The following is a 12,839-nucleotide window of genomic DNA, read 5'->3' as shown; positions in this document are numbered from 1 at the left end:
CCAGAGCGAACGGGAGCATCGTCCCGGTCGGCCAACGCAGCTGATCCGCGGGTCCATGGTTCCCATCAGTCCTGGTGGTGACGGGCATCGTCACCCGCCACGGGTCCGGACTGCCTTCTCGCGCTTCCATCGGCGAACCCGGCGTCGCACGCCATCCCTGAGGGCAGCCCCCGGCGGTCGTTGCCTCTCGCGGAGCTCATCGATCTGCTGCTGCAGGGACTCGCGCGACGTCGCCGTCTCCTTGGCTCTGGCCGCCAGGTTCTGCTTCAGCCGTCGGCTCTCCTGCGCCAGCGCCCCGATCTGCTGTGTCAGGTCCTCCACTTCCCGTGCTTGCTCCGCGGCGTCGAGGGACAGGCGCTGTCTGGTCCTGTTGAGTGCGTCGTGGACGCCCTTGAAGGCCGAAAAGGACTCCCGATCCGCTCGCGTCCCCCAGTCGTACGTCGGGAGAGTCGGCAGGTCGTCCTTCATCACCCCTCCGGAACGACGGATCCTGTCGGCGATCCCGTCCCACCACGCGGTTTGGTAGCGCACGGCTGCGGTACCGACGTCCGCCAGATGGCCCGTCAGCTCCTCACGGTCCGCGGCCAGGGCCTCGATGATCTTGGGGCCGAAGAGGTCCCACCCCTCGAACGGGACGGCGAACGTGCCCAGTCCGAAGTTCTCCAGGACACCGTGCATACGAGTCATCGTGTAGTGGCTCGTCACGAGGCCGATGGCCGGAGTCCCGACCGCCGGACCGAACACGACCGGGTGGTACCGCGTGGACACCGTGAAGTCCGCTCCGGCCGTCACCGACACGGTCTGGGCGGCGGAGAGCACCGGGAGCTGGTGCACCCGTGGGCTCGTCATGAACCCCGCGATCCGGGCATGGCCCGCGCAGTCCCGGCCCTTCGTCTCGCCGACGCCGAGGTGGCCCATGTGCGGGAGCAGGACGATGTCGACATCACAGGTGGACACGATCTGGTCCAGCGCCGAGGCGATCGTGCGGTAGTAGTCCTTGCCCGTCAGCTCGGTGGTCCCCACGTGGTAGGTGAAGCTGCCCACGACGTAGCGGTCCGGTAGGTCGAGGTCCACCGTCGGCACGCTCGACCCGGCCATGTGTGGGACGAGGACCGCATCGTCGAACGTGAGCACGATCTTCTTGGGGTTCCTGACGAGGTCCTTCATCAAGCGGGCGGACGACTGTTCCCGAACGCCGACCACCGTCGCGTACCTGGCGATCTCCTTCACGACCTCCTTGTCACGCGTCGACAACTTCGGCCCGACGGTCTGGCTGGACAGGAAGAGGGGAACGCCGAAGAACTCTGCCATTCGCTTCAACGCCAGACGCTCGAACAGGTGGTGCTCGCCATTCGAGTTGAGGTTCCCGCCGCCGGCTATGACCACTGCGTCCGCCACGCGCACCGCATCCACTGCCGGTGCCATCGACTTCGGGACGTCGGCCTCCCCGGAGAGTGCGGAATCGAGCTCGGACAGCATCCTCAGCTTCCTGGGCCTGGCCACCTGGCGGAAGCCCAGCCTGCGGATGGTGCGCACCTGGTAGTACTCGGCCGACAGCTCGGGGTCTCCGGCGATCAGAGTTACGTCGGCCCCGTGCCGCTTCAGCTGGGCGATCGCAGCCTCTGTCATGGCCTCGTCCCCCAAGTGGTACTGCCCACCCAGGCTGATATCACCGACAACGACGACCTTCATCATGAACCCCCGCATTCAGGAACTGGTTGGGCTTTGCTCGGGCGAGCCTAGTCAGTGTGGGCCATCGCGAGCCGACCGGTCACGCCGCCGGGCCGTCTGTGCGAGCCGCCTTCTCCTGCGCCTTGATCGCCTGCCACTGCGCCTCGATCTCCTCGAGGGTCTCGGCGGTCGCGTCCCCGAAGACGTGCGGGTTGCGACGCACGAGCTTGTCGACGAGTGCGGCAGCCACGTCGTCGACGTCGAAGGGCTCCTGCGCGTGGTCGGCAGCGACCCGGGCGTGGAAGAGCACCTGGAAGAGCAGGTCACCGAGCTCGTCGGTCAGCTCCTCGCGCACGCTCGGGTCGTCGGGGTCGGCGATGACCGCCCCGATGGCCTCGTGGACCTCCTGCGCTTCCTCCAGGACGAAGGGGGCCAAGCTCGCGTGGTCCTGCGCCGCCACCCAGGCGCACCCTCCGGGCGCGCGCAGCCGGTCCATGACCGCGACGGCGTCGAGGAGGCGGCCCCCCTCGACGTCCCACGACCCCACGAGGACCTCGACCTCGGGCCCGTCGTCGAGCCGGGAGACCTCGGTGGCGATCGCGTCGCTGAGCCCGGGGTCCCCGTCGGGCGAGCCGATCCAGATCGTCTCCTGAGTCCAAGCGGACTCCACGAGCATGCGGGCCCGCTCGGTCGCCCGCTCGTGGCCGATCGGCGTGACCGCGACCCCGTCGTCGGCAAGAGCCAGCGGAAGGTCCTCCTCGACGTCCGCCGCCAGGACGAGGTCGGCGGCGTCGAGGGCGCGCCACGCGTCCCGACTGAGCAGTCCCGCCGGGACCCGCGGACTCGTGGCCAGCAGGATCAGGGACGGCACCGTCAGGGCATCTCCGGGGTCGTTGTCGGGGGCTTCAGCCAGCTGGGGCTCTGGCTGTCCGGGCGGTAGCGCGGGCTGATCGTGACGTCGAGATCCCGGACCTGCTGGGCAACCTCCTGCTGCTGCTTCTGATCCAGCTGCGAGTACACGGCGTTGGCCCGGAAGAAATCCACCGTCGTCTCGGACGGCGCGTGGACGGCCTCGCCGAGCTGCTTCTCGATCGTCGCCCCGGACGGGACGTCGATGCCGTGCTCCTGACCGAAGGCGATCAGCGTCGGCACCTGGATCAGGCTGCCGATCAACTGGTCGGGGCCCACCTCCTGCGGCGGCTGCCCACCTGACTCGGCCTGAGCGGCGACGACCTCCCCCACCTCGCGGCTGCTCTGCTGGGCCTGACCGACGGTGATCTCGTGGCCCTCGACGATCGCGGCGGTCGCGGTCGAGCCACTGTCCTTCTCCTGGCCCTCGTCGGCGCCACAGGCTCCGAGGGTCAGGGCACCGCCGAGAACGAGTGCTGCGATCGAGGCGGAACGTCGTTGTCTGCTGCCGGGCACGGGCTGTCCTTTCATCACGTCCTCAACGGGAGCGCGAGGTGTCGCGGGGCGTGTTCGCCCCAGTGTCCACGATGACATTGTCGAGCATGACCTGATCGACCAGGTCGGTGGCCCACTGCAGCACCTCGGTGTCGCGGAGGGGGCTGCCCCCGATCCGCGCGGTCATCGGCTTCGGGACGAGCACCGTCCGGGTACCTTCCTTGTAGCTCGACTTCGGGTACAGCCTGGCCAGGCGCAGCTGCTGGCTCTCCTTGAGCTCTGCCGGAGCGAAGCGCACGTTCTTGCCCTGCACCACGACGTCGGTCAGGCCGGCGGTGCGCACGACGATGCGCAGCCGCGCGACGGCGACGAGGTTGCGCACCGGCTCCGGCGGCTCGCCGTAGCGGTCGGTGAGTTCCTCCACGATCTCGGTGAGGTCCTCCTCGGTCTCCGCGGAGGCGAGCTTCTTGTAGGCCTCGAGGCGCAACCGCTCCCCCGGCACGTACTCGTGCGGCAGGTGGGCGTCCACGGGCAGCTCGATCTTGACCTCGGCCGGCGCGGCCTCCCCTTCGCCCTTGAAGTCGGCGACGGCCTCACCGACCATCCGCACGTACAGGTCGAAACCGACCCCGGCGATGTGTCCGGACTGCTCACCGCCGAGCAGGTTGCCGGCACCGCGGATCTCGAGGTCCTTCATCGCGACCTGCATGCCGGAGCCGAGGTCGGTGTTGCTCGCGATCGTGGTCAGCCGGTCGTGTGCGGTCTCGGTCAGCGGCTTCTCCGGCGGGTAGAGGAAGTAGGCGTAGGCACGCTCACGGCCACGCCCGACCCGGCCGCGCAGCTGGTGCAGCTGGCTCAGGCCGAACTTGTCCGCCCGGTCGAGGATGAGGGTGTTGGCGTTGGAGATGTCCAGGCCCGTCTCGACGATCGTCGTGCACACCAGCACGTCGAACCTCCGCTCCCAGAAGTCCAGGACGACCTGCTCCAGCCGGTGCTCGCCCATCTTGCCGTGGGCGGTCTCGACCCGGGCGTCGGGGACGAGCTCGCGGATGCGGGCGGCGGTGCGCTCGATCGTGCTGACGTTGTTGTGCACGAAGAACACCTGGCCCTCGCGCATCAGCTCGCGGTGGATGGCCGCGGAGACCTGCTTCTCCTCGTAACCACCGACGAAGGTGAGGACGGGATGGCGCTCCTCCGGCGGCGTGGCGAGGGTGGACATCTCCCGGATGCCGGTGACCGCCATCTCGAGGGTGCGCGGGATCGGCGTCGCGGACATGGCCAGGACGTCGACGTTGGTACGCAGGGCCTTCAGCTGTTCCTTGTGCTCGACACCGAAGCGCTGCTCCTCGTCGATGATGACCATCCCGAGGTCCTTGAACTTCACCTCGTTGCCCAGGATGCGGTGGGTACCGATGACGAGATCGACGGACCCGTCCGCAAGGCCCGCCAGGACCGCCTTGGCCTCCGTGTCGGTCTGGAAGCGGCTGAGTGCCCTGACCGTCACGGGGTAGCCGGCGTACCGCTCGGAGAAGGTGTTGAGGTGCTGTTGGACCAGCAGCGTCGTCGGCACGAGCGCGGCGACCTGCTTGCCGTCCTGGATGGCTTTGAAGGCCGCCCGGACGGCGATCTCGGTCTTGCCGTAGCCGACGTCACCACAGATCAGCCGGTCCATGGGGAAGGACTTCTCCATGTCGGCCTTGACCTCGTCGATGGTGCTCAGCTGGTCCGGCGTCTCGATGTGCGCGAAGGCGTCCTCGAGCTCGCGCTGCCACGGGGTGTCCGGTCCGAAGGGGTGCCCCGGCGTGGCCATCCGGGCGCTGTACAGGCGGATCAGCTCACCCGCGATCTGGCGGACGTGCCGCTTGGCCTTCGACTTCGTCTTCTGCCAGTCACTGCCGCCCATCTTGTTCAACGCCGGCGCGTCGCCGCCGACGTAGCGGGTGACCTGATCGAGCTGGTCGGACGGGACGAAGAGCCGGTCGCCGGGGTGCCCACGGCGGGAGGGCGCGTACTCGATGACGAGGTACTCGCGAGTGGCGCCGCCGATGGTCCGCTGGATCATCTCGACGAAGGACCCGACGCCGTGCTGCTCGTGGACGACGTGGTCCCCCGGGCGCAGCTGGAGCGGGTCGACCTGCTTGCGCCGGCGCGAGGGCATCCGGCGCATGTCGCGCGTGCTGGCGCCGGCGCCGCTCGAGCCCAGGAGGTCGGCCTCGGTGAGGACCGCGAGCCGGTCGTCGGCGGCGACGAAGCCGGTGCCCAGGCTCGCGCGGGTGACGGTGACGACTCCCTGGGAGAGCTCTGTGGGCTCGACCGGGTCGCCCTCGTCGACGACCCGGGTGGGGACGTCGGCGCCGCGCAGCACCTCGGCGACGCGGGTGACGAGTCCGGCGCCGTCGGTGGCAACGAGCACTCGCCAGCCCGCGGTGGTCCACTCGGCGAGCTGGGCGACCGCGGCCTCGGTGTTGCCGCGGAACTTCGGCGGCTCGGCCGCCGGGACCCGCAGCGCGACGTGGTCGTGGGCGACGCGGTCGTCCATCTCCGCCGCGAGCGCGTCCAACTCCTCGTCCACGGCGAAGGGGGTGATGCTCCACCACGGCAGGCCGAGCTCGAGCGTGTGCTCGCTGGCCTGCGCGAGCGTCCAGTGGGAGGCGGTGCCCAGGACGCCCTCGAGGTCGATCGGCACGACGTTGCCGGCGGCGGCGTTGGCCCAACTGGCCTGGAGGAACTCCTCGCTCGTCGAGACGAGGTCGTGGGCACGGGCCCGGACCTTCTCGTGGTCGAGGACGAGGACCAAGGCCTCCTTCGGCAGCACGTCGAGGATCGACTCCATGCCGTCGACGAGTGCGGGTGCCAGGGACTCCATGCCCTCGACGGCGATGCCCTCGGCGACCTTGTGGAGCATGTCGGCGACGCCGGGCAGGTCCTGCGCGAGCGCCGCAGCCCGCTCGCGGACGGAGTCGGTGAGCAGGACCTCGCGGCACGGCGGGGCCCAGAGGACCTCGGTCACGTCGAGGCTGCGCTGGTCGGCGACCTTGAACCAGCGGATCTCGTCGACCGTGTCGCCGAAGAACTCCACCCGAATCGGGTGCTCCTCGGTCGGCGGGAAGACGTCGAGGATCCCGCCGCGCACGGCGAACTCCCCCCGGCGGTCGACGAGGTCGGTGCGCACGTAGGCGGCGTCGGTCAGGGCCTGCGCGATCTCGGTCAGTGGCCGTTCGTCCCCGACGCGCAGGGTCACCGGCTCGAGGTCGCCGAGCCCCTTGGCGATCGGCTGGAGGACCGCGCGCACGGAGGCGATGACGTAGCCGAGCGGACCGTGGCCCGCACCCTGCTCCTGCGGGTGGGACAGGCGGCGCAGCACGGCCAGACGGCGGCCGACGGTGTCGCTGCGCGGGCTGAGGCGCTCGTGCGGCAGGGTCTCCCAGCTGGGGAAGGTCGCGATGAGGTCGGGGTCGACGAGCTCGCCGAGCGCGGTCGACAGGTCGTCGGCCTCACGCGCGGTCGAGGTGATGATCAGCTGCGGCGCGTCACCGGGGACGGCACCACCGATCGTGGCGACCGTGGGCGCCCGCAGCCCCGTCGGCGCGACGATGTCGAGCTGATCGGTGGTGGCGCGGTGTCGGGGGATGTCCGCGAGGCCGGGCAGACCGGCGATCGCGCTCTTCAGCGGGGCGAGGGAGGAAGGCATGCTGGGGTCGATTCTGCCGCATGCAGGTGCCCACCCGTGACGGACCACCCTCCTCGTGCTCTGCTGGGAGCGAGACGGTAGACCTCCGGATCACTCACCTCGGGGCGTGCACGACTTGTTGTGCGTCCGTCAAGCCTTTCTCCACGACGAGTTCCACCGCATCGGCGGCGTCGTCGAGCAGGAACGGCAGTTCCTTGCGCTCGGCGGACGAGAAGTCCTTGAGCACGTATGCAGCCGCGTCCATCCGACCCGGCGGCCGGTCGATCCCGACGCGCACCCGTACGTAGTCCTTCGTGCCGAAGGAGGCGGTGATCGACCGCAGACCGTTGTGGCCCCCTTCGCCCCCACCCTGCTTGAGGCGCACCTGGCCGAAGGGGATGTCCAGCTCGTCGTGGATGACGATCGTGCGCTCCGGAGGGATGGAGAAGAAGGTCGCCAGGCCCTTGGTCGCACCGCCGGAGAGGTTCATGTACGAGTGCGGGATGCCGATGACCGTGCGGGTGCCGGGCATCGGTCCCAGACGCAGGGACTCCGCGCTGGCACCGGCCTTGTGCGCCCGCAGGCGAGCCCCGGCCCGCTGCGCCAACAGCTCGACGACCATGGCTCCCACGTTGTGGCGGTTGCCCGCGTACTTCGGTCCCGGGTTGCCCAGGCCCACCACCAGCCACGTCTCGTCACTCACGGGATCACTCTAGGCAATGACGAAGGGGCGGGACCCCTGGTGTGGGGTCCCGCCCCTTCGAGACGGTTGCTGCGCAACCTCCGCCCACGCAGAACGTGGGACCCAAGGACAGCGCCTTCGTGACGGCTGGGTGGGTCACTCCTTGTCGGAGGACTCCTCGCCACCCTCGGCCGGGGCCTCGACGGCCGGGGCGTCGGTCTCGGGCTCGTCGTGCTCGACGCCGGCCTCCTCCTCGGCCTCGGCGAGCTCGGCCTCGAGCGCCTCCGCGGTGATCTGCTGGGTGATGTTGACGACCAGGGTCTCCGGGTCGGAGACGAGGGTCACGCCTGCGGGCATGGTGACGTCGCTCGCGTGGATGAGGGTGCCCATCTCGGCACCCTCGACCGAGACGACGAGGTTGTCCGGCAGGCTCATCGGGTCGGCCTCGATCTCGAGGGTCTGGGCGTCGACGGTGACGACGGTCTCCGGGGCGGCCTCGCCCTCCAGGTGCACCGGGACCTCGACGACGACCTTCTGGCCCTTCTTGACGATGACGAGGTCGACGTGCTCGATGATCGGCTTGATCGGGTCGCGCTGGATGTCCTTGGCCAGGGCGAGCTGGTCGTCCTCGCCCTCGACGGCGATCGTCAGCAGGGCGTTGGGGTTCTTCAGCGCCTGGAAGGTGTCGTGGAAGGGCAGCGCGAGGTGCGCGGGGGCCTCGCCGAAGCCGTAGAGGACGGCCGGGACCTTGTCTGCGCGACGCAGCTTGCGGGCCGCACCCTTGCCGAACTCGGTGCGCTTGTCGGTGGCGAGACGGATCTCGTCGTGCTTGGGGGCCATGGTGGAACTCCTTGTGGGGGCGAATGCCCGCGCAGGGAGCGGGCGTGTCTCGTGAAGCGATGGCCTCGACGCGGGACGCGGCGCGGACGGATGTCGACGCGCGGGCGGACCCACGGGGCGGCACCGCGTCGATCACGGACTGCTGCGACCGTGCAGCGTCCCTCGCCGAGGCAACCCGTTGATCCTAGTGGACCCGAGCAGAGTCAGCCAAACCCGTCCCGACGCCGGCACGGGACTCCCCGTCGTCGGAGCTCGGCACAGCCTGCACGGCGATGTCGACGTCCTCGGCGGGCAGGGTCCGGGTCGCCCTCTCGGCGTCACCCAGCTTGACCATGACGACGCCGGCGAGGATCGCCACCCCGCCGAGCATCTGGGCGACCCCCATCGCCTCACCGACGAGCACCCACGCGAATCCGACGGCGATGAGCACCTCACTCAGGCCGACGAAGGAGGCCACCGTCGAGCCGAGGATGCGAGTGGCCGCGATACCCGTGGCATAGGCGATGGCACCGGCCACGAGAGCCAGCTCGACGACCGCGACCCACCACGGCAGGGCCCACCCGGCGAGGGTGACGTCCGCCGCGCTGGACGCCCAGGGGAGCAGCCCGACGGCCGTAGCGCCGACGAGGCTCGCCGCACCCACGGCCAGACCGCCCCCGGCCAGGGCGATGGGCGGCAGTGGCTGCGCTCCCTCGTGTGCCGCGACGAGGAAGAAGACGACAAGACCGACTGCAGCAAGCAGGCCCCACAGGACGCCGACGAGGTCGACCTCGGCGCCGGAGGCCACGTCGAGGACGAGCACGAGACCGACGATCGCGGCCCCGACTCCCGCGAGCGTCAGGCGGCTCGGCCGGCGACCGTGATGCGCCCACATCCACCCGACGATGAGCACGGGTGCGAGGTACTCCAGCAGGAGTGCGACCCCGACGGAGAGGTGGTCGACCGCCATGAAGTACGCGAATTGGCAGGCCGCGACGGCCACGAAGCCGTACGCGAGGACCGAGATGAGGTTGCCGCGGAAGAGATACCACCGCCCGCGCATCGAGATGACTGTCGGGACGGCCATCAGGAGCGCGGCCCCGACGATCCGCAGGGTCACGACCGCTCCGGGGCTCCAGCCCTCCGCCATGAGTGACGTACCGAAGGTGCCGGACGAACCGAAGGAGACTGCGGACAGGAGCGCGATGCCCAGCCCCACGACGAAGGGCATCTGCCTCGAGACGGACGGGGTGGATGGCACGGACGGTCCTTGAGTCATGGGTGAAGTAGCCTGTTGCCCATGACGCTAGACCTTCGGTGCATCAGGAGTCAACATGATCTTTGCTCATGACACTGACGTCGCGCTCCGCACCGCGGCCGCTCTGGTCAACACAGCTCTGGAGCCCGACGACACCCTGACGACGACACAGGACGTACGTGCCTTCTACGACGTCTGGGGCTGGACCGGCCGCCATGACGGGGACGATTCCGAGGTGACCCAGGTCCGCTCGCTGCGTCGCCGTCTCCATGCGGTCTGGCTCGCGGCCGATGACGTCAACGCGACGGTGGAGCTGGTCAACGAGCTGCTGCGCACCGGCCGTGCCCTCCCCCAGCTGGTCGAGCACGGCGACTTCGGCTGGCACATCCACGCCACGCACGCGGATGCGACGCTCGCACAACGCATGCAGGTGGAGGCGGCGATGGCCTTCGTCGACATCATCCGCGCCGGCGAGCTGTCCCGCCTGCGGGTCTGCGCTGCCGACGACTGCGAGCGCGTGCTGGTCGACCTCTCCCGCAACCGGTCACGGCGATACTGCGAGGGCGGCTGCGGCAACCGGCTCGCCGCCGCGGCCTATCGCTCCCGGCGCGACGGCTGAGCAGGCTCTTGCAAGGTCCGCAGCCAGCGCGATGGCGCCGGGACTTGGCGCACCGCCCGGACTCCTCAGTCGTGATTGGCGCCTGGTCGTGACGGTCCGGGCGGAGGCCTGAGTCGTCCCGACCCCACCGCGCCGTCCGCTCCCTCGCCCCGCGGGCGCTTCGGGGGGACTCGGGGGCGCAGGTCGCCCAGCGACCGTGAGCCCCCGAGCGATCAGGTGAAGAGGCTGGTGACGGATCCGTCCTCGAAGACCTCACGGATGGCACGGGAGACGAGCGGGGCGATCGAGAGCTCGGTCAGGCCCTCGAACCGCCGCTCCTGCGTCAGCGGGAGGGTGTCTGTGACGATGATCTCCTCGGCCGCGCAGGCCTCCATCCGCTCGACGGCCGGGCCGGAGAAGATCGCGTGGGTAGCGGCGATGATGACACCCGCGGCACCGTCGGCCATGAGCGCGTCGGCTGCCTTGGTGATCGTGCCTGCGGTGTCGATCATGTCGTCGACGAGCACGCACCAGCGACCCTCGACCTCACCGACGACGCGGTTGGCAACGCTCTCGTTGGGGCGGTCGATGTCCCGGGTCTTGTGGATGAAGGCCAACGGCACACCACCCAGCTTGCGCGCCCACTGCTCGGCGACCTTGATGCGACCGGCATCCGGAGAGACGACGGCGAGCTTGCGGTCGCCGTACTTCTCCTGGACGTACCTGGCCAGGATCGGACGGGCCATGAGGTGGTCGACCGGCCCGTCGAAGAAGCCCTGGATCTGGTCGGTGTGCAGGTCGACGGAGATCAACCGATCGGCGCCTGCTGTCTTGAACATGTCCGCCATCAGGCGCGCGGAGATCGGCTCGCGACCCCGGTGCTTCTTGTCCTGGCGGGCATACCCGTAGAAGGGCATGACCGCAGTGACCCGCTTGGCGCTGGCGCGCTTGAGGGCGTCGACCATGAGCAGCTGCTCCATGATCGCCTCGTTGATGGGCGTGGAGTGGCTCTGCAGCACGAAGGCGTCACACCCGCGCACCGACTCCTCGTACCGGACGTAGATCTCGCCGTTGGCGAAGTCGTAGGCGCTGGTGGGCACCAGATCGATGTCGAGCTCCGCGGCGACGGCGTCCGCCAGTGCCGGGTGGGTTCGTCCGGTGAAGACCATGAGGTTCTTCTCCGGGGTCTTGTGGATGCCGGTCACGGGAGGTCCTCGCTGCTGTCGGGGGTGGGTTCGGGCGAAGGGGGCTGGGCTGCGGCCTGTGCAGCGGCCGCGGTGGGGGTGTCGGGCCACTGCTTGGCGACCCACCCGTCGATGTTGCGCTGACGCCCACGGGCCACACCGAGCTGACCGGCGCCGACCGTGTCGGTGATGGCGGAGCCGGCGGCGACGTAGGCACCGTCGGCGATCTCGACCGGTGCGACGAGAACGGAGTTGGACCCGACGAAGGAGTGTCGGCCGACGACCGTGCGGTGCTTGTTGACGCCGTCGTAGTTGGCGAAGATCGTGCCGGCGCCGATGTTGGCGCCCTCCTTGATCTCGACGTCACCCGCGTAGGTCAGGTGGGGAACCTTCGCACCCGCGCGGATCGTCGTGTTCTTCGTCTCGACGAAGCCGCCGATCTTCCCCTTCGCCCCCAGGACGGTGCCGGGGCGCAGGTAGGAGTAGGGGCCGACGGTGGCGCCGGCACCGATGACGGCGAGGTTGCCCTCGGCGCGCTTGACCTCGGCACCGGCCCCGACCTCGCAGTCGGTGAGGGTGACGTCCGGGCCGATGGTGGCCTCGGCGCCGATCGACGTGGCACCCAGCAGCTGGCTGCCGGGTAGGACACGCGTGTCCTGGCCGATGCTCACGTCGACGTCGATCCACGTGGTGGCCGGGTCGACGATGGTCACGCCGGCGCGCATGTGGCGCTCACAGGTGCGGCGGTTGAGCTCTTTGCCCAAGGTGGCCAGCTGGACGCGGTCGTTGACGCCCTCGGTCTGGTCGAGGTCGGTCAGGACGTGGGCGGAGACGGTGCCGCCCGCGGCGCGAGCGAGCTGGAGGACGTCGGTGAGGTACTTCTCACCCTGGGCGTTGTCGCTGGTCAGGTTGGCCAGCTCGCGGCGCAGGACCGCGGCGTCGAAGGCGTAGATCCCCGAGTTGATCTCGGTGATCGCCCGCTCGTCCTGCGTCGCGTCCTTGAACTCGACGATCCGCTCGACGGCGCCGTCTGCGTCGCGCACGATCCGGCCGTAGGCCTTGGCGTCCGCCAGGACCGAGGTGACGACCGTGACGGCGGCAGCGGCCTCGACGTGGGCCCGGGTCAGGTCGCTGATGGTCTCGGCGGACAGCAGCGGCACGTCGCCCATGGTGACGACGACGGTGCCGGTGATGTCAGCGGGCAGGACGGCCAGGCCGCACTCGACCGCGCGGCCGGTGCCCTTGACCTCGTCCTGATCGGCGAGCGTGCACGACTGGCCGTCCCGGGAGGCGAACTCCTCGACGAAGGCGGCGACCCGGTCGCGCTGGTGGCGGATGACGACCACGGTCTCGGCGGCCCCGGCGCCCGAGGCCGCGCGCATCGCATGACCCAGGAGCGGCGCCCCGCCAATGGGATGGAGGACCTTCGGGAGGGTCGACTTCATCCGGGTTCCCTCGCCCGCGGCGAGGATGATGACTGCGTCGGGGCGGACGTCGTTCACGCGATGTTCTCCGGAAGGTCGGGTGGGCGGCTGGACGTCTGGGCCGCTCCG

The 12,839-nt window shown here is 69.9% G+C and carries 11 protein-coding genes; 2 read left to right on the top strand and 9 right to left on the bottom strand.

What is annotated here, in order from left to right:
- Nucleotides 1-90: 90 nt before the first annotated feature.
- The 6 genes from BJY20_RS11590 to BJY20_RS11565 form a co-directional block, all read right to left on the bottom strand.
- Nucleotides 91-1,692, bottom strand: a complete 1,602-nt coding sequence (locus tag BJY20_RS11590; protein ID WP_281366039.1) for a polysaccharide pyruvyl transferase family protein — start codon at nucleotides 1,690-1,692, stop codon at nucleotides 91-93.
- Nucleotides 1,693-1,771: 79 nt separating this feature from the next.
- On the bottom strand, nucleotides 1,772-2,542 hold the full coding sequence (locus BJY20_RS11585) for a MazG nucleotide pyrophosphohydrolase domain-containing protein (protein ID WP_185991673.1): 771 nt from the start codon (nucleotides 2,540-2,542) through the stop codon (nucleotides 1,772-1,774).
- A gap of 2 nt (nucleotides 2,543-2,544) precedes the next feature.
- A complete protein-coding gene (locus BJY20_RS11580) occupies nucleotides 2,545-3,096 on the bottom strand; it encodes a hypothetical protein (RefSeq protein WP_185991672.1) in 552 nt (183 codons plus the stop codon).
- Nucleotides 3,097-3,118: 22 nt separating this feature from the next.
- The gene (gene mfd / locus BJY20_RS11575; RefSeq protein WP_185991671.1) at nucleotides 3,119-6,766 is read right to left on the bottom strand and encodes a transcription-repair coupling factor; all 3,648 of its coding nucleotides are present in this window, start codon (nucleotides 6,764-6,766) and stop codon (nucleotides 3,119-3,121) included.
- Between the two features lie 94 nt (nucleotides 6,767-6,860).
- Nucleotides 6,861-7,448, bottom strand: coding sequence for an aminoacyl-tRNA hydrolase (pth, locus tag BJY20_RS11570; protein ID WP_185991670.1), 588 nt, complete (start codon nucleotides 7,446-7,448; stop codon nucleotides 6,861-6,863).
- Nucleotides 7,449-7,583: 135 nt separating this feature from the next.
- Nucleotides 7,584-8,267, bottom strand: coding sequence for a 50S ribosomal protein L25/general stress protein Ctc (locus BJY20_RS11565; RefSeq protein ID WP_185991669.1), 684 nt, complete (start codon nucleotides 8,265-8,267; stop codon nucleotides 7,584-7,586).
- Between the two features lie 44 nt (nucleotides 8,268-8,311).
- On the opposite strand from BJY20_RS11565, the gene BJY20_RS11560 reads away from it, so the two are divergent.
- Nucleotides 8,312-8,449, top strand: a complete 138-nt coding sequence (locus BJY20_RS11560; protein WP_185991668.1) for a hypothetical protein — start codon at nucleotides 8,312-8,314, stop codon at nucleotides 8,447-8,449.
- Nucleotides 8,450-8,451: 2 nt separating this feature from the next.
- Here the strand turns inward: BJY20_RS11560 and BJY20_RS11555 are convergent, their stop codons facing one another.
- Entirely contained in the window at nucleotides 8,452-9,507 is a 1,056-nt protein-coding gene (locus tag BJY20_RS11555) for an EamA family transporter (protein WP_343062867.1), read from the bottom strand.
- A gap of 73 nt (nucleotides 9,508-9,580) precedes the next feature.
- Between BJY20_RS11555 and BJY20_RS11550 the strand changes: the two genes are divergently transcribed.
- Complete coding sequence (locus tag BJY20_RS11550) at nucleotides 9,581-10,123, top strand: CGNR zinc finger domain-containing protein (RefSeq protein WP_185991666.1); 543 nt, start codon at nucleotides 9,581-9,583, stop codon at nucleotides 10,121-10,123.
- A 212-nt stretch (nucleotides 10,124-10,335) separates the two neighbouring features.
- On the opposite strand, the gene BJY20_RS11545 is transcribed toward BJY20_RS11550, so the two are convergent.
- Together BJY20_RS11545 and glmU are read right to left on the bottom strand one after the other, a co-directional pair.
- A complete protein-coding gene (locus BJY20_RS11545; RefSeq protein ID WP_185991665.1) occupies nucleotides 10,336-11,307 on the bottom strand; it encodes a ribose-phosphate diphosphokinase in 972 nt (323 codons plus the stop codon).
- Complete coding sequence (glmU, locus tag BJY20_RS11540; RefSeq protein WP_185991664.1) at nucleotides 11,304-12,788, bottom strand: bifunctional UDP-N-acetylglucosamine diphosphorylase/glucosamine-1-phosphate N-acetyltransferase GlmU; 1,485 nt, start codon at nucleotides 12,786-12,788, stop codon at nucleotides 11,304-11,306. The genes BJY20_RS11545 and glmU overlap by 4 nt, the downstream gene beginning before the upstream one ends.
- Nucleotides 12,789-12,839: the final 51 nt, after the last annotated feature.

It is taken from the genome of Janibacter cremeus (assembly GCF_013409205.1).
Taxonomy (GTDB): Bacteria; Actinomycetota; Actinomycetes; order Actinomycetales; family Dermatophilaceae; genus Janibacter; species Janibacter cremeus.
This window is presented reverse-complemented; position numbering and strand designations above follow the sequence as displayed.